Here is a 14,872-nt window from a genome sequence, read left to right as displayed (position 1 = left end):
ATATTAGAGGAGTTGACCTACAGTGGCAAAAGCTAAGTTCGAACGCAACAAGCCGCACGTTAACATTGGTACCATCGGTCACGTCGACCATGGTAAAACCACTCTTACCGCAGCAATCACCACCGTTCTGGCAAAAACCGGCGGTGCTCAAGCTATGGACTACGGTTCCATCGACAAAGCTCCGGAAGAGCGCGAACGCGGTATCACCATCAACACCGCTCACGTTGAATACGAAACCGGCGCTCGTCACTACGCTCACGTAGACTGCCCGGGACATGCCGACTATGTTAAAAACATGATCACCGGTGCTGCTCAAATGGACGGCGCAATCCTCGTCGTTTCCGCAGCTGACGGCCCGATGCCGCAAACCCGCGAGCACATCCTGCTCTCTTCCCAAGTAGGCGTTCGTTACATCGTTGTCTTCATGAACAAATGCGACATGGTAGACGATGAAGAACTCCTCGAGCTGGTTGAAATGGAAATCCGTGACCTGCTCACCGAATACGACTTCCCGGGCGATGACATTCCGGTTGTCAAAGGTTCCGCACTGAAAGCTCTCGAAGGCGACGCTGCATGGGAAGGCAAAATCCATGAACTCATGGACGCTGTTGACTCCTACATCCCGCAACCGGAGCGCGAAACCGACAAGCCGTTCCTGATGCCGGTCGAGGACGTATTCACCATCACCGGTCGTGGTACCGTTGCTACCGGTCGTGTTGAGCGTGGCGTTCTGAAAGTCGGCGACGAAGTTGAAATCGTCGGTATCGCAGAAGAAACCAAGAAAACCATCGCTACCGGTATCGAGATGTTCCGCAAACTTCTCGACTCCGCTCAAGCAGGTGACAACATCGGCGCACTGCTGCGCGGTGTTGACCGCTCCAACATCGAGCGCGGTCAAGTTCTCTGCAAGCCGGCTTCCATCAAGCCGCACACCAAGTTCAAGGCAGAAGTTTACGTTCTGACCAAAGACGAAGGTGGCCGTCACACCCCGTTCTTCACCAACTACCGCCCGCAGTTCTACGTTCGTACCACTGACGTAACTGGCGTCGTTTCCCTGCCGGAAGGCACCGAAATGGTAATGCCGGGCGACAACGTTACCGTTGAAGTCGAGCTGATCAACCCGATCGCGCTCGAAGAAGGTACCCGCTTCGCAATCCGCGAAGGCGGCCGCACCGTTGGTGCAGGCGTTGTTGCTTCCATCCTGGCGTAACAACCAGCCTTCAAAAACGAAGGGCGAACTCCTCGGAGTTCGCTCTTTTTTTATATGGAGACTTTTTTATGCGAAGACGTTGACTTTTAGGCTTATGTCCTGTAGAATCATTGGAGTGTCCTACTGATGCCATGACAACGCGCTCGTGTGTTTCATCTTTATAGATTGCTTCTTCCAAGAAGTTCTATGCATAAAAGTGCGAAACACCCGGCTCTGGTGCTTGTGTTTTAGGCTTTCAGGTAGTATACTTTCATATTGTGTGCTGGTGTTTTGACTGCGATGATGCAAGAGGTTGCTGAAGTGCCGGATTCGCCATATGCGGCACCGATCAGGTTAAATTCTTGCGGAGTATGTCCAAGTAAATGGGCGAAAAGGAGGGAATTCATATGGCAAAACAGAAAATCCGCATCCGTTTGAAAGCTTACGATCACAAAATCCTCGACACTTCTGCTGAGAAGATCGTAGATACCGCGAAGCGCTCTGGCGCATCCGTATCGGGTCCGATCCCGCTTCCGACTGAGAAGCAGATCATCACGATCCTGCGTGCTCCGCATAAGTACAAGGACTCTCGTGAGCAATTCGAGATGCGTACGCACAAGCGACTGATTGACATCGTCAATCCGACCCCGCAAACTGTTGACGCACTTATGCGTCTGGACCTGCCGTCCGGCGTTGATATTGAAATCAAGCTGTAATAAATTTTTGACCTCAGGGAGGTGTCACACATGAAAGGTATCTTGGGACGCAAACTCGGCATGACCCAAGTGTTTACCGAAGACGGCAACGTCGTTCCGGTAACGGTCATCGAAGCTGGCCCGAACGTTGTTCTTCAGAAGAAAGACCTGGCGAACGACGGCTACGAAGCAGTCCAGCTCGGTTTTGCAGATAAGAAAAACGTGACCAAGCCGGCATCCGGTCACGCTGCGAAAGCAAACACCACGCCCAAGCGCTACGTTCGCGAACTGCGCGGTGTTGATCTCTCCGCTTACGAAGTCGGTCAAGTTCTCGGCGCAGACGTCTTTGCTGCTGGTGACGAAATCGACGTAACCGGTATTTCCAAGGGTAAGGGCTTTGCTGGTGCGATTAAGCGCCACAACCAATCCCGCGGTCCGATGGCTCACGGTTCCCGTTACCATCGTCGTCCGGGTTCGCTCGGTTCCATCAACCCGGGCCGTGTATTCAAGGGTCAAACCTTGCCGGGCCAAATGGGTGGCGGACGCATCACCGTTCAGAACCTCGAAGTTGTCAAGGTTGATACCGAACGCAACCTGCTTCTTGTAAAAGGCTCTGTACCGGGTCCGAAGAACGCATTCGTAACCGTTAAGACCGCTATCAAGAGCGGCAAATAAATACATTCCTTGAGGAAAGGAGGAGACCCTCATGCCGAAAGTGGCTGTATACAACATCACCGGCGCTCAAGTTGGTGAACTCGAACTGAACGAAACCATCTTTGGTATCACCCCGAACGAACACGTCCTGCATGAAGCAATCGTCATGCAACAAGCGTCCCTGCGTCGTGGTACTCACGATACCAAAGGCCGTTCCGAAGTACGCGGCGGCGGTCGCAAGCCGTGGCGTCAAAAGGGTACTGGTCGCGCTCGTCAAGGCTCGATCCGTGCACCGCAATGGGTAGGTGGCGGTACCGTATTTGGTCCGACCCCGCGCTCCTATGCTTACAAGCTTCCGAAGAAAGTCCGCCGTCTGGCTCTCAAATCTGCGCTCTCTTCCAAAGTGAACGCTAATGAGATCATCGTTCTGGACGCTCTGAGCATTGATGCTCCGAAAACGAAAGAAATGGTGAAGATCCTCTCCAACCTGAAAGTTGAGAAGAAAGCACTGATCGTCTCCCTGGATGCTGATCAGAACCTCGCACTCTCCGCTCGCAACATTCCGGGCGTGAAAGTAGTCGATGCTACCGGTATCAACGTTCTGGATCTGATCCATCACGACGCGCTCGTCATCACCAAAGACGCAGTGGCAAAAGTCGAGGAGGTGTTCGCATAATGACTAAGAACCCGCGCGACATCATCAAGCGCCCGGTCATCACCGAGCGCACCACCGACCTGATGGAAGAAAACAAGTTCGCATTCGAGGTTGACCTCCGCGCGAACAAGACCGAAATCAAGAAAGCGATCGAAGATATCTTCGGCGTAACCGTGGATAAAGTTAACACCCTCCGCGTTCCGTCCAAGAAAAAGCGTGTCGGCCGCCACGTTGGCCGTACTTCCGAGTGGAAAAAGGCAATTGTTACCCTTACCTCGGATTCCAAACCGCTGAACTTCTTCGAAGGCGCTTAATCTAAGACCTTTTAGAAGGAGGGAAACCCATGGGTATCAAGAAGTATAAACCGACTTCGCCGGGTCGCCGCTTCATGTCGGTCCTGACCTACGAAGAACTTACCACCGATAAGCCGGAAAAATCCCTTCTCGAGCCGCTCCATTCCAAGGGTGGCCGAAACAACCAAGGGAGAACCACCGTTCGTCATCAAGGTGGCGGCCACAAGCGCAAGTACCGCATCATTGACTTCAAGCGCACCAAGGACGGCGTTCCGGGTAAAGTCGCTACCATCGAGTACGATCCGAACCGCACCTCGTTCATCGCGCTGATCAACTACGCGGACGGCGAAAAGCGTTACATCCTCGCTCCGGTAGGCCTGAAAGTTGGCGATACCATCCAGTCCGGCACCGACGTTGACATCAAAGTCGGCAACGCACTGCCGCTCGCTAACATTCCGGTTGGTACCATGATCCACAACATCGAACTCAAAGCTGGCAAGGGCGGCCAAATCGCTCGCGCTGCTGGTGCAGAAGCTCAGCTCCTCGCAAAAGAGGGCGAGTACTGCCACGTTCGTCTCGCTTCCGGCGAAGTTCGCCTCATCCGTTCCGAGTGCCGCGCGACCATCGGTCAAGTAGGTAACCTGGACCACGAACTCGTCAACCTTGGTAAAGCTGGTCGTAGCCGTCATCGCGGCGTGCGCCCGACTGTCCGCGGTGTTGTAATGAACCCGAACGATCACCCGCATGGTGGTGGTGAAGGCCGCGCTCCGATCGGTCGTAAGTCTCCGATGTCTCCGTGGGGTAAACCGACTCTCGGTAAGAAAACCCGCAAGAAGAAGAAGGCTTCTGACAAGTTCATCGTTCGTCGTCGTAAGAAGTAATCTCTCCATTGCATAAGGAAGGGAGGTTCCCGCATGTCTCGTTCGCTTAAGAAAGGCCCGTTCGTGGATGATCACCTCATGAAGAAAGTTGAGGATCAAAACGCTGCTGGTGACAAGAAGGTCATCAAGACCTGGTCCCGCCGTTCCACGATCTTCCCGCAATTCATCGGCCACACCTTTGCAGTGTACGATGGTCGTAAGCACGTTCCGGTGTACGTCACCGAGGACATGGTAGGCCACAAGCTGGGTGAATTCGCTCCGACTCGTACCTACAAAGGTCACGGAGCTGACGAAAAAACGTCTCGCCGTTAGTTTTTTATATGATCGGTAGAGAGGAGGTTATTACATGCAAGCGAAAGCAGTCGCTCGTTACGTGCGTATCGCACCGCGTAAAGTTCGCCTGGTCGTGGATCTGATTCGCGGCAAGAAAGCTTCGGAAGCTCTGTCTATCCTGAAGTTCACCCCGAAAGCTGCATCCCCGGTTGTTGAAAAGGTTCTGAACTCCGCTCTTGCGAACGCAGACCACAACTTCAACCTGGACCTCGAGAACCTGTACGTCACCGAAGTATTCGTTGACCAAGGTCCGACCCTGAAGCGTTTCCGCCCGCGTGCTCAAGGCCGTGCGTTCCGTATTCACAAGCGTACCAGCCACATCACCGTGGTACTCGGCGAAAAAACCACCAAGTAATCAAGAAGGAGGGATAAAAGGATGGGACAAAAGGTTAATCCCGTAGGCCTTCGCGTTGGTATTATCCGCGATTGGGAATCCAAGTGGTTCGCTAACAAGAAGGAATACACCGAACTTTTGCATGAAGACATCAAAGTTCGCGAATACGTTCTGAACCGTCTGAAGGACGCTTCTGTTTCCACCGTGGAAATCGAACGCGCAGCGAACCGCATCAACGTGAACATCCACACTGCGAAACCGGGCATGGTTATCGGTAAGGGCGGCGCTGAGGTTGATAACCTCCGCAACACGCTTTCTCAAATGACCGGCAAGCGCGTTCACCTGAACATCTCTGAGATCAAGACTCCGGATCTCAACGCAGCACTGGTAGCGGTCAACATCGCTCAGCAACTTGAGCGCCGTATCGCGTTCCGTCGTGCAATGAAACAATCGATCCAACGCACCATGCGTGTAGGTGCAAAAGGGATCAAAGTTCAAGTCTCCGGCCGTGTTGGTGGCGCTGAGATCGCTCGTACCGAAGGTTACTCCGAAGGTACCGTTCCGCTCCACACCCTCCGTGCAGACATTGACTACGCTACCGCAGAGGCACACACCACCTATGGCCGTATCGGCGTAAAGGTATGGATCTACCGTGGTGAAGTCCTGCCGACTCGCAGCGCTAAGAAAGAAGCTGCTGAAGAAGGAGGTAAGTAATCCATGTTGCTCCCGAAGCGCGTAAAACATCGTAAAGAACACCGTGGTACTATGGCTGGTCGCACCAAAGGCGGCGAGTCTGTAGCATTCGGCGAATACGGTCTGCAAGCACTCGAACCGGCTTGGGTTACCAACCGCCAGATCGAAGCAGCTCGTATCGCGATGACCCGTTACATCAAACGTGGCGGTAAAGTATGGATCAAGATCTTCCCGTCCAAACCGGTAACTGCTAAACCGGCTGAAACCCGTATGGGTGCTGGTAAAGGTTCCCCGGAGAAATGGGTAGCTGTTGTTAAGCCGGGCCGTGTTATGTTCGAACTGGCTGGCGTCTCTGAAGAAATTGCTCGTGAGGCAATGCGCCTTGCAATGCACAAACTGCCGATCAAGTGCAAGTTTGTAAAACGTGAAGAAGTGGGTGGTGAGGCAGATGAAAGCTAATGACATCCGTAACTTGTCCACCGTCGAGATCGAAACGCAAGTGAACGAACTCAAGGATGAGCTTTTCAACCTGCGCTTCCAGCTGGCAACGGGTCAACTCGACAATCCGATGCGCATTCGTGAAGTGCGCAAAGATATCGCTCGTGCGAAGACGATCCTCCGCGAGCGTGAACTGGGCATCGGCTAAATCTCTGACTCTCAGTGGAAGGAAGGAGGAACACAGATGAGCGATCGTAACTACCGTAAAGTTCGTACCGGTAAAGTCGTTTCGGACAAGATGGACAAAACAATCGTTGTAGCTATCGAAGAGCAAAAGAAACACCCGCTCTACGGGAAGCTCGTCATCGTAACCAAGAAATTCAAGGCTCACGATGAGAACAACACCGCAAAAATCGGTGATGTTGTTAAGATCATGGAAACCCGCCCGCTGTCCAAAGACAAGCGCTGGCGCCTGGTTGAAGTCGTAGAGGAAGCAATCATCCTCTAATCGTATAGATCGGTTCCCCAAGCTCAATCTGAAGGGAGGTACCAAACGTGATTCAACCGCAATCTCGTCTGGTCGTAGCAGACAACTCTGGCGCGAAGGAAATCATGTGCTTCCGCGTGCTCGGTGGTTCTAACCGCAAGAGCGCGAACATCGGCGACATCATCATCGCTTCGGTGAAAAGCGCAACGCCCGGAGGCGTTGTCAAGAAGGGTGACGTCGTAAAGGCTGTCATCGTTCGTTCCAAGTCTGGCGCTCGTCGCAAAGATGGCACGTACATCCGTTTCGACGAAAACGCAGCTGTCATCATCAAAGAAGACAAGTCCCCGCGCGGTACCCGTATCTTCGGTCCGGTTGCTCGTGAACTGCGCGACAAGGACTTCATGAAGATCCTTTCTCTCGCACCGGAAGTTCTCTAAAGTCGGTAACGAAAACACCTGAGGAGGTGTAGCAGCTCCATGGCAAAAGCAAAATTGCACGTGAAAAAAGGTGACAACGTCATCGTCATTACGGGCAAGGACAAAGGCAAGAAGGGCACGATCCTCGAAGCCTACCCGTCTGAAGGCCGAGTTCTGGTCGAAGGTGTGAACATTGTGAAGCGTCACACCAAGCCGAACCAGGTCAACCCGCAAGGCGGCATCGTTGAGAAGGAAGCACCGATCCAAGCTTCCAACGTCATGATCGTCGATCCGAAGACCGGTACCGCAACTCGCGTCGGTAAAAAGATCCTCGCTGACGGCTCCAAAGTCCGTTATGCGAAAAAGTCCGGCGAATCCCTCGATAAGTAATCTCGCAAGAAAGGAGGAAAATCCTCGTGGCTCGTATGCAAGAGTTTTACAAAGGTGAAGTTGTTCCGGCTCTCATGAACAAGTTCGAATACAAGTCCGTGATGCAAGTTCCGAAGCTTGATAAGATCGTTATCAACATGGGTCTTGGTGAAGCTGTCGCAAACGCGAAAGTCCTCGACTCCGCTGTTGAAGACCTTCAGCTGATCTCCGGTCAAAAGCCGGTTGTCACCAAGGCAAAGAAATCGATCGCAGGCTTCAAAATCCGTGAAGGCATGCCGATCGGTGCAAAAGTTACCCTCCGTGGTGACCGTATGTACCACTTCCTCGACAAGCTCTTCAACGTCGCACTCCCGCGCGTTCGTGACTTCCGCGGTATCTCTCCGAAAGCGTTCGACGGCCGTGGCAACTACACCCTCGGTCTGAAAGAACAGCTGATCTTCCCGGAAGTGGAGTACGATAAAATTGATAAAGTTCGCGGTATGGACATCATCTTCGTTACCACCGCGAAAACCGACGAAGAAGCTCGTGAGTTCCTGCGACTGATGGGCGCTCCGTTCCGTCAAGCCTAATTTCCGCAAACAAAGAACAGGAGGTATGGACATTGGCACGTAAAGCAATGGTTGTCAAGCAACAACGTACGCCCAAGTTCAGCACCCGTGCATATACTCGTTGCCGTGTGTGCGGTCGTCCGCACTCGGTTTTGCGGAAGTTCGGCATCTGCCGGATCTGCTTCCGCGAACTCGCTTACAAAGGCCAGCTGCCGGGCGTTAAGAAGGCAAGCTGGTAATCGATAGAACGTTAGGGAAGGAGGTACTTTCACAATGGTTATGACTGACCCGATCGCTGATATGCTGACCCGTATCCGGAACGCGAACACCGTGGGCCACGAAAAAGTTGAGATCCCGGGTTCCAACCTGAAGAAAGCAGTCGCTGAGATCCTCAAAGCTGAGGGTTTCATCCGTGACGCTGAATTCATTCCGGACAACAAGCAAGGCGTTATCCGCGTATTCCTCAAGTACGGTGCGAACCAAGAGCGTGTCATCACCGGCCTGAAGCGCATCTCGAAGCCGGGCCTGCGCGTTTACGCTAAATCGACCGAACTCCCGCGCGTACTGGGCGGCCTGGGGATCGCGATCCTCTCCACCTCGCAAGGGATCCTCACCGACAAAGAAGCTCGCAAAGCTCAAGTCGGTGGCGAAGTTCTCGCATACGTTTGGTAATAAACTGTCTCAAAGAATGGAGGTGTAACTGTGTCTCGTATCGGTAAGAAAGTAATCGCACTCCCGGAAGGCGTTGAGTACAACAACAACGCTAACGTGATCACCGTCAAAGGTCCGAAAGGCACCTTGACCCGCGAATTCCATAAAGACATGATCATCAAGCAGGAAGAGGGCAGCCTCGTCGTTGAACGTCCGTCCGACAACAAACTGCACCGTTCCCTGCACGGCACCACCCGTACCGTTCTCAGCAACATGGTCGAAGGCGTAACCAAGGGCTTCGAGAAAAACCTCGAACTCGTGGGCGTCGGTTACCGTGCAGCGAAGTCCGGCACCAAGCTGACCCTGTCCCTCGGTTTCTCTCACCCGGTTGAGATCGAGCCGGAAGCAGGCATCGAATTCGATGTCCCGGCTGTGACCAAGATCGTGATCAAAGGGATCAACAAGGAACAAGTTGGTCAAGTAGCAGCGAAGATCCGCTCCCTGCGCGAACCGGAGCCGTACAAAGGCAAAGGTGTTAAGTACGAGGGCGAAGTTATTCGTCGCAAAGTCGGTAAAACCGGTAAGAAGTAATAAACACCATGCATCGGTAGCATGAAGGGAGTGAAAACTCGATGATCACCAAAGGTGACAAGAATAAAGCTCGTAAACGTCGTCACGTCCGTGTACGCCGTAAAGTTGAGGGTACTGCAGCTCGCCCGCGTCTGAACGTATTCCGTTCGACCAAGCACATCTACGCTCAACTGATCGACGATGCAACGGGTGCTACCTTGGCTTCTGCTTCCACCGTTGATCCGGAACTCAAAGGTTCCGTTGAACACGGCGGCAACATCGACGCTGCTCAAAAGGTCGGCGCTCTGGTTGCAAAACGCGCGATTGAAAAAGGCGTTAAAGAAGTAGTATTCGACCGCGGAGGTTACCTCTACCACGGCCGTATCCAAGCACTCGCTGACGCAGCTCGTGAAGCTGGTCTTGAATTCTAATTTTCGCAAGAAGGAGGGAAAACTCAGTGCGTATCGATCCGAACTCTCTCGAACTGTCTGAAAAAGTCGTTGCGATTAACCGCGTAGCGAAAGTCGTTAAAGGCGGTCGTCGCTTCAGCTTCTCCGCACTTGTCATCGTTGGCGATGGCAATGGCTACGTAGGCGCTGGTCTCGGCAAAGCTGCTGAGGTGCCGGATGCAATCCGCAAAGGCATCGACGATGCTAAGAAAAACCTTGTGTACGTACCGCTCGTTGGTACGACCGTACCGCACCAAATCCTTGGCAAGTTCGGCGCAGGCGAAGTCCTGATCAAGCCGGCTAAAGAAGGTACTGGTGTTATCGCAGGCGGCCCGGCTCGTGCAGTCCTCGAGCTCGCAGGCGTCAAGGATATCGTTACCAAATCTCTCGGTTCTTCCAACTCCATGAACATGGTTCACGCAACCATCGACGGTCTGAAGCGCCTGAAGCGCCCGGAAGACGTTGCTAAGCTGCGTGGTAAGACGCTGGAAGAAATCCTGGGTTAAGGAGGGGAAATTACAATGGCGAAATTGGAAATCACCCTCAAGAAGTCCCCGATCGGCCGTCCGGAAGATCAAAAGGTTACCGTTACGACCCTGGGTCTGCGCAAGCTGAACCAAACCGTGGTCCACAACGATACCCCGCAGATCCGCGGCATGATCAAGAAAGTCTCTCACCTCGTAGAGACCAAAGAACTCGAAGCATAAGAACGTACTATATAATAGAGGAGGTGCTATCTCCATGAAACTGCATGAACTCAAGCCTGCAGCTGGTTCCAAGCACACCCGCAAGCGCCTGGGTCGCGGTATCGGTTCCGGTACCGGCAAGACCTCCGGTAAAGGTCACAAAGGTCAAAACGCTCGCTCCGGCGGTGGCGTCCGACTCGGTTTCGAGGGCGGTCAAACTCCGTTGTTCCGTCGTCTTCCGAAGCGCGGCTTTAACAACTCCGTGTTCGCTACCGAACTCGTAGAAGTGAACGTCTCCAAACTGAACAAGTTTGAAGCGGGCACCGTTGTTACCCCGGAACTGCTCAAAGAAGCTAAGGTCATCAAGTCGCTCAAAGACGGCGTGAAGATCCTGGGCAACGGCGACATCACCGTAGCTCTTACCGTTCAAGCAAGTGGCTTCTCCAAGTCTGCTATCGAGAAGATCGAAGCAGCTGGCGGTAAGGCTGAGGTGATCTAATGTTCGCGGCGATCTCGAACATCTGGAAAGTCTCCGATCTTCGTAACCGGATTCTCTTCACTCTGCTGATGATCTTGGTCTTCAGGATCGGGAGCTATATCCCGGTCCCGAACGTCAACGCGAAGGTACTGGCGGACGCGGCAACAGCCAGCAATCCATTGTTTGGGATGTTGAACACGTTCTCCGGGGGTGCCCTTCAGAACTACTCCATCTTCGCGATGAGTATCACCCCCTACATCACGGCATCGATCATCGTGCAACTTCTCGCAATGGGAGTTATCCCAAAGTTTGAGGAGTGGCAAAAAGAGGGGGAGGCTGGCCGTAAGAGATTGGCGCAAATCACTCGATACGGGACGATCGTGCTCGGGTTGATCCAAGCTTTCGGTCTCACGGTAACGTTCAGCCGGACAGTCGCCGGACTTCTGGTCGACACCAGCTGGACTTCGTACGCGCTGATCACGATCACGCTGACGGCGGGTACGGCTTTCTTGATGTGGCTCGGTGAGCAAATCACCGACAAAGGGATCGGCAACGGGATTTCGATCATTATCTTCGCCGGCATCATCGCAGGTGTAGAGCGCGGGGCGCGCCAAATCTATGCAGGCTGGTTCACAGCTGATGCACCGATTGGGATGGCTCTCGTGAAACTCGCCTTGCTGATCGTCGGCGTCGTGCTGATCATTGCAGCGATTGTGTTCATCTACCAAGGTGTACGCCGAGTTCCGGTTCAGTACGCCAAGCGCGTAGTCGGCCGGAAGCAATACGGTGGTCAATCGACGCACATCCCGCTTAAAGTAAATGCTTCTGGGGTTATCCCGGTCATCTTCGCTTCTTCGCTCCTGACGTTCCCGATGACGATCGCGCAGTTTCTGCCGAAAAGCGGGGCAACCGACTGGATCAAAGCGAACTTGGCTGCTGGTCATCCCCTGTACGTCTCTCTCGAAGTGTTGCTGATCGTCTTCTTCACGTACTTCTATACGTTTGTACAGATTAATCCGTCTCAAATGGCAGATGGCATGAAGAAAAACGGCGGCTTCATTCCGGGGATCCGTCCTGGGAAACCGACGGAGATGTTTATCACTCGGGTCATGAACCGCATCACCCTCGCAGGGGCAGTATTCCTCGCTGCGATTGCGGCGTTGCCGGTCATTTTCATGAATGTATCCGGATTGAATATGTATTTCGGAGGCACTGGTCTTCTGATTGTAGTCGGGGTTGCACTGGAAACGATGAAACAAGTCGAAAGCCAGCTCTTGCAGCGCCACTACAAAGGTTTTATCCGGAGCCGATAATGGATAGAATCCATGGAGGGATGAAGGAATGCAAGTCATCTTTATGGGTCTTCCCGGTGCAGGTAAAGGGACTCAAGCAGAGCGCATTGTAGCCGAGTTTGAGATCCCGCACATCTCCACTGGAGACATGTTCCGGGCGGCTATTGCAGAATCTACTCCTCTTGGGCTTAAAGCTAAATCTTTCATTGATCAGGGGCTGCTGGTTCCTGATGAAGTGACCATCGGGATCGTGCGTGACCGTGTTCAAAAGCCGGACGCTGTAAAAGGTTTCCTGCTTGACGGATTCCCGCGCACCCTGGCACAAGCGGAAGCATTGGATGCACTGCTGAGCGACCTCGGTCGCAAGATCGACGTCGTCATCAACATGCACGTGAAGCGTGAAAACTTGCTGGCGAGATTGACAGGTCGTCGGATCTGCAAGTCCTGTGGAGCTACGTATCATGTCGTGTTCAACCCTCCGGCAACGGAAGGTCAATGCGACAAATGTGGCGGTGAACTGTTCCAACGTTCGGACGATACCGAAGATGTGGTAGCGACGCGATTGGATGTGAACATCAAGCAGTCGGAACCGATCCTGGCTCACTACGACGGGAAGGAACTGCTGCGTACGATTGATGGTGAACAGTCCATCGATGAGGTCTACAGCCAAATCTCTTCCATTCTACGAGGTGTAGAATGATCGTCAGTAAGTCCAAGGTAGAGTTGGATCTGATGCGCGATGCCGGAAGGATCGTGGCGTTGACTCACAAGGAGTTGCAACAGGCACTTCGACCGGGGATTACCACGAAGGAGCTTGACCAGATTGCAGATGACTTCATTCGCAAACAAGGTGCGCTTCCTTCCTTCAAGGGATACCATGGGTATCCGGCTTCCATCTGTGCTTCTGTGAATGATGAGTTGGTACACGGCATTCCGGGGGATCGCGTGCTCGACGAGGGAGACATCATCTCCATCGACATCGGGGCGCATATCCACGGATTCCATGGTGACTCAGCTTGGACCTGGGGCGTCGGCGAAATCAGCGAGACCGCTCGGAAGTTGCTCGACGTGACGGAACAGTCTCTTGCACAAGGGATTGATCAAGCACGCGACGGCAACCGGCTCTCCGATATCGGCCACGCCGTCCAGACCTATGTAGAAGCGAACGGCTTTTCGGTCGTCCGTGAATACGTAGGCCATGGCATCGGGCAAAAGATGCACGAAGACCCGTCTATCCCCAACTATGGCCCTTCTGGGCGCGGGCCTCGGCTTGCGACGGGTATGACGCTGGCGATTGAACCGATGGTGAACGTCGGCAGCAGCAAGACCCGCACCCTCCAAGACAACTGGACAGTTGTTACAGCGGACGGCTCCCTCGCAGCCCACTTTGAACACACGGTGGCTGTGACGGAAGACGGCCCGGAGATACTCACCAAGGCATAATTGGGTGACGAGACTAACAGATGAAGTCCGAAAGGGAGTGAACCAGGTGGCGAAAGACGATGTCATCGAAGTGGAAGGGAAAGTAATTGAACCCCTCCCGAACGCAATGTTCCGTGTGGAGCTGGAGAACGGTCATAAAGTGCTCGCACACGTATCTGGCAAGATCCGGATGCACTACATCCGAATTCTACCGGGGGACCGTGTGACCGTTGAGTTGTCTCCGTACGACCTGACGCGCGGACGGATCACCTACCGCTACAAATAAGGACTTACGGATAGGAGGAAATCGCGATGAAAGTACGGCCGTCTGTAAAACCGATTTGCGAAAAATGCAAGATCATTCGTCGCAAAGGTGCCGTTATGGTTATCTGCGAAAACCCGAAACACAAGCAAAAACAAGGTTAATCCGCAACTTGCGCTGCGGCTGCCGCTCGTTGTTTTTCATAAATCATACTGATTCAAACACTCGGGAGGTGTAATCAAGAACATGGCACGTATTGCTGGTATCGACATTCCGCGCGACAAGCGCGTCGAGATCTCTCTGACTTACATCTTCGGCATTGGCCGTAAGACCGCCAACCAAATCCTCGAAGCAACCGGCGTCAACAAAGACGCTCGCGTCAAGGATCTGTCCGAAGAAGAAGTAAACAAACTGCGTGAGTACATCGACAAAACCGTTAAGGTTGAAGGTGACCTCCGCCGTGAAATCGCCCTGAACATCAAGCGCCTCATCGAGATCGGTTCCTACCGTGGGATCCGTCATCGCCGTGGTCTTCCGGTTCGTGGCCAACGCACCAAGACCAACGCTCGTACTCGTAAGGGTCCGCGCCGCACTGTAGCAGGTAAGAAGAAATAATAAGGGGGGAAATTTAGCAAATGGCAAAAGTCAAAGCACGTGGTAAAGTCGCTACCCGTACGAAACGCCGCGACCGTAAAAACGTCGAAGTTGGCGTTGCGCACATCAAGTCGACTTTCAACAACACCATCGTCACCATCACTGACTTGCAAGGCAACGCGATTTCCTGGGCAACCGCCGGCGGTTCCGGTTTCAAAGGTTCCCGTAAATCGACTCCGTTCGCTGCGCAACTCGCTGCTGAAACCGCTGCGAAAGCTGCGATGGAACACGGCATGAAGTCCTGCGAAGTCTTTGTAAAAGGTCCGGGCGCAGGTCGTGAAGCTGCGATTCGTTCCCTGCAAGCAGCAGGTCTCGAAGTTTCCATGATCAAGGACGTAACCCCGATCCCGCACAACGGTTGCCGTCCGCCGAAGCGCCGCCGCGTGTAATTGCGCGGGCGCT

29 protein-coding genes are annotated in these 14,872 nt (G+C 53.5%); all 29 read left to right on the top strand.

The window, feature by feature from the left end; genetic code table 11:
- Positions 1 to 22 precede the first annotated feature (22 nt).
- The 29 genes from tuf to rpsK all read left to right on the top strand — a co-directional run bounded on the left by tuf (position 23) and on the right by rpsK (position 14,859).
- The gene (gene tuf / locus JJB07_RS22725; protein WP_201638402.1) at positions 23 to 1,210 is read left to right on the top strand and encodes an elongation factor Tu; all 1,188 of its coding nucleotides are present in this window, start codon (positions 23 to 25) and stop codon (positions 1,208 to 1,210) included.
- A 386-nt stretch (positions 1,211 to 1,596) separates the two neighbouring features.
- Positions 1,597 to 1,905: a 30S ribosomal protein S10 gene (gene rpsJ / locus JJB07_RS22720; RefSeq protein ID WP_038092258.1), complete on the top strand. Its 309-nt coding sequence runs from the start codon at positions 1,597 to 1,599 to the stop codon at positions 1,903 to 1,905.
- A gap of 30 nt (positions 1,906 to 1,935) precedes the next feature.
- A complete protein-coding gene (rplC, locus tag JJB07_RS22715; protein ID WP_201638401.1) occupies positions 1,936 to 2,559 on the top strand; it encodes a 50S ribosomal protein L3 in 624 nt (207 codons plus the stop codon).
- 31 nt (positions 2,560 to 2,590) lie between these two features.
- On the top strand, positions 2,591 to 3,214 hold the full coding sequence (gene rplD, locus JJB07_RS22710; RefSeq protein WP_201638400.1) for a 50S ribosomal protein L4: 624 nt from the start codon (positions 2,591 to 2,593) through the stop codon (positions 3,212 to 3,214).
- Positions 3,214 to 3,507 carry a 50S ribosomal protein L23 gene (gene rplW, locus JJB07_RS22705; protein ID WP_201638399.1) on the top strand — a complete coding sequence of 98 codons (294 nt, stop codon included), beginning with the start codon at positions 3,214 to 3,216 and terminating at the stop codon, positions 3,505 to 3,507. Before rplD ends, rplW begins: the two co-directional genes overlap by 1 nt.
- Positions 3,508 to 3,536: 29 nt before the next feature.
- Positions 3,537 to 4,367, top strand: coding sequence for a 50S ribosomal protein L2 (rplB, locus tag JJB07_RS22700; protein ID WP_201638398.1), 831 nt, complete (start codon positions 3,537 to 3,539; stop codon positions 4,365 to 4,367).
- A 33-nt stretch (positions 4,368 to 4,400) separates the two neighbouring features.
- Positions 4,401 to 4,679, top strand: a complete 279-nt coding sequence (gene rpsS / locus JJB07_RS22695) for a 30S ribosomal protein S19 (protein WP_201638397.1) — start codon at positions 4,401 to 4,403, stop codon at positions 4,677 to 4,679.
- 34 nt (positions 4,680 to 4,713) lie between these two features.
- Complete coding sequence (rplV, locus tag JJB07_RS22690) at positions 4,714 to 5,055, top strand: 50S ribosomal protein L22 (RefSeq protein ID WP_201638396.1); 342 nt, start codon at positions 4,714 to 4,716, stop codon at positions 5,053 to 5,055.
- Positions 5,056 to 5,076: 21 nt separating this feature from the next.
- On the top strand, positions 5,077 to 5,748 hold the full coding sequence (rpsC, locus tag JJB07_RS22685) for a 30S ribosomal protein S3 (protein WP_201638395.1): 672 nt from the start codon (positions 5,077 to 5,079) through the stop codon (positions 5,746 to 5,748).
- A 3-nt stretch (positions 5,749 to 5,751) separates the two neighbouring features.
- Positions 5,752 to 6,186: a 50S ribosomal protein L16 gene (gene rplP / locus JJB07_RS22680; protein WP_201638394.1), complete on the top strand. Its 435-nt coding sequence runs from the start codon at positions 5,752 to 5,754 to the stop codon at positions 6,184 to 6,186.
- Positions 6,176 to 6,373, top strand: coding sequence for a 50S ribosomal protein L29 (gene rpmC, locus JJB07_RS22675; RefSeq protein WP_038092287.1), 198 nt, complete (start codon positions 6,176 to 6,178; stop codon positions 6,371 to 6,373). The genes rplP and rpmC overlap by 11 nt, the downstream gene beginning before the upstream one ends.
- Positions 6,374 to 6,409: 36 nt before the next feature.
- A complete protein-coding gene (gene rpsQ, locus JJB07_RS22670) occupies positions 6,410 to 6,673 on the top strand; it encodes a 30S ribosomal protein S17 (protein ID WP_201638393.1) in 264 nt (87 codons plus the stop codon).
- 47 nt (positions 6,674 to 6,720) lie between these two features.
- Positions 6,721 to 7,089: a 50S ribosomal protein L14 gene (gene rplN / locus JJB07_RS22665; protein ID WP_038092292.1), complete on the top strand. Its 369-nt coding sequence runs from the start codon at positions 6,721 to 6,723 to the stop codon at positions 7,087 to 7,089.
- A gap of 39 nt (positions 7,090 to 7,128) precedes the next feature.
- Positions 7,129 to 7,458: a 50S ribosomal protein L24 gene (gene rplX, locus JJB07_RS22660; protein WP_236588326.1), complete on the top strand. Its 330-nt coding sequence runs from the start codon at positions 7,129 to 7,131 to the stop codon at positions 7,456 to 7,458.
- 35 nt (positions 7,459 to 7,493) lie between these two features.
- On the top strand, positions 7,494 to 8,027 hold the full coding sequence (gene rplE / locus JJB07_RS22655) for a 50S ribosomal protein L5 (protein WP_201638438.1): 534 nt from the start codon (positions 7,494 to 7,496) through the stop codon (positions 8,025 to 8,027).
- Positions 8,028 to 8,059: 32 nt separating this feature from the next.
- Positions 8,060 to 8,245 (top strand): type Z 30S ribosomal protein S14, encoded by a 186-nt coding sequence (locus JJB07_RS22650; RefSeq protein ID WP_038092297.1) that lies wholly within the window; start codon positions 8,060 to 8,062, stop codon positions 8,243 to 8,245.
- A gap of 34 nt (positions 8,246 to 8,279) precedes the next feature.
- Complete coding sequence (gene rpsH, locus JJB07_RS22645; protein ID WP_201638392.1) at positions 8,280 to 8,678, top strand: 30S ribosomal protein S8; 399 nt, start codon at positions 8,280 to 8,282, stop codon at positions 8,676 to 8,678.
- A gap of 30 nt (positions 8,679 to 8,708) precedes the next feature.
- A complete protein-coding gene (gene rplF, locus JJB07_RS22640) occupies positions 8,709 to 9,248 on the top strand; it encodes a 50S ribosomal protein L6 (RefSeq protein WP_201638391.1) in 540 nt (179 codons plus the stop codon).
- A 41-nt stretch (positions 9,249 to 9,289) separates the two neighbouring features.
- The gene (gene rplR / locus JJB07_RS22635) at positions 9,290 to 9,658 is read left to right on the top strand and encodes a 50S ribosomal protein L18 (RefSeq protein WP_201638390.1); all 369 of its coding nucleotides are present in this window, start codon (positions 9,290 to 9,292) and stop codon (positions 9,656 to 9,658) included.
- 26 nt (positions 9,659 to 9,684) lie between these two features.
- Positions 9,685 to 10,182, top strand: a complete 498-nt coding sequence (gene rpsE, locus JJB07_RS22630) for a 30S ribosomal protein S5 (RefSeq protein WP_201638389.1) — start codon at positions 9,685 to 9,687, stop codon at positions 10,180 to 10,182.
- Between the two features lie 15 nt (positions 10,183 to 10,197).
- On the top strand, positions 10,198 to 10,383 hold the full coding sequence (rpmD, locus tag JJB07_RS22625; protein ID WP_201638388.1) for a 50S ribosomal protein L30: 186 nt from the start codon (positions 10,198 to 10,200) through the stop codon (positions 10,381 to 10,383).
- Positions 10,384 to 10,417: 34 nt separating this feature from the next.
- A complete protein-coding gene (gene rplO, locus JJB07_RS22620; protein ID WP_201638387.1) occupies positions 10,418 to 10,861 on the top strand; it encodes a 50S ribosomal protein L15 in 444 nt (147 codons plus the stop codon).
- Positions 10,861 to 12,153, top strand: a complete 1,293-nt coding sequence (gene secY / locus JJB07_RS22615; protein WP_201638386.1) for a preprotein translocase subunit SecY — start codon at positions 10,861 to 10,863, stop codon at positions 12,151 to 12,153. The genes rplO and secY overlap by 1 nt, the downstream gene beginning before the upstream one ends.
- Before the next feature lie 28 nt (positions 12,154 to 12,181).
- Positions 12,182 to 12,832, top strand: a complete 651-nt coding sequence (locus tag JJB07_RS22610; protein ID WP_201638385.1) for an adenylate kinase — start codon at positions 12,182 to 12,184, stop codon at positions 12,830 to 12,832.
- Positions 12,829 to 13,575, top strand: coding sequence for a type I methionyl aminopeptidase (map, locus tag JJB07_RS22605; protein ID WP_201638384.1), 747 nt, complete (start codon positions 12,829 to 12,831; stop codon positions 13,573 to 13,575). The genes JJB07_RS22610 and map overlap by 4 nt, the downstream gene beginning before the upstream one ends.
- 46 nt (positions 13,576 to 13,621) lie before the next feature.
- On the top strand, positions 13,622 to 13,840 hold the full coding sequence (infA, locus tag JJB07_RS22600; protein ID WP_038092324.1) for a translation initiation factor IF-1: 219 nt from the start codon (positions 13,622 to 13,624) through the stop codon (positions 13,838 to 13,840).
- A gap of 26 nt (positions 13,841 to 13,866) precedes the next feature.
- The gene (gene rpmJ / locus JJB07_RS22595; protein WP_018131305.1) at positions 13,867 to 13,980 is read left to right on the top strand and encodes a 50S ribosomal protein L36; all 114 of its coding nucleotides are present in this window, start codon (positions 13,867 to 13,869) and stop codon (positions 13,978 to 13,980) included.
- Positions 13,981 to 14,062: 82 nt separating this feature from the next.
- Positions 14,063 to 14,431, top strand: coding sequence for a 30S ribosomal protein S13 (rpsM, locus tag JJB07_RS22590; RefSeq protein ID WP_201638383.1), 369 nt, complete (start codon positions 14,063 to 14,065; stop codon positions 14,429 to 14,431).
- A 20-nt stretch (positions 14,432 to 14,451) separates the two neighbouring features.
- The gene (gene rpsK / locus JJB07_RS22585) at positions 14,452 to 14,859 is read left to right on the top strand and encodes a 30S ribosomal protein S11 (RefSeq protein WP_201638382.1); all 408 of its coding nucleotides are present in this window, start codon (positions 14,452 to 14,454) and stop codon (positions 14,857 to 14,859) included.
- Positions 14,860 to 14,872: the final 13 nt, after the last annotated feature.

Origin of the sequence: Tumebacillus amylolyticus (assembly GCF_016722965.1) — a bacterium.
GTDB lineage: Bacteria > Bacillota > Bacilli > Tumebacillales > Tumebacillaceae > Tumebacillus > Tumebacillus amylolyticus.
This window is presented reverse-complemented; position numbering and strand designations above follow the sequence as displayed.